This window comes from Paenibacillus xylanexedens, from assembly GCF_007676705.1.
GTDB classification, from domain to species: Bacteria; Bacillota; Bacilli; order Paenibacillales; family Paenibacillaceae; genus Paenibacillus; species Paenibacillus xylanexedens_C.
This window is the reverse complement of record NZ_VEBF01000585.1, coordinates 1-242: the sequence shown is the minus strand read 5'-3', so window position 1 is coordinate 242 and position 242 is coordinate 1. Positions and strand designations below refer to the sequence as shown.

The 242-nt window shown below is 48.8% G+C and carries 1 protein-coding gene; it reads left to right on the top strand.

All coding sequences use genetic code 11. From position 1 onward, the window contains the following. The coding region (locus FS628_RS32330; RefSeq protein WP_222125346.1) for a hypothetical protein at positions 1 to 198 on the top strand (198 nt) is incomplete at its 5' end. Positions 199 to 242: the final 44 nt, after the last annotated feature.

Below are 242 nucleotides of genomic sequence, written 5' to 3'. Positions count from 1 at the left end.
TTGTTGATGGATGTTGTTTTGGGTGGGAGAGGGAAGAGGAATATGAGAAGGAATAGAGGAGATTGGTTGAGAGGGTTGGGTATATGTAGGATGGGGGTGTTGTTTGAGATATTCGGTGATGGGAAGAGGGTGAAGCTGTTTGAGAGGTTTGAGGGTATGGAGGTTGATGGGTTGTGGATGGTGTATGTAGGGAGGTGAGTGAGTAGAGGGGAGGAGTGTAGCTCGAAGGTGCTGTGGGTTGT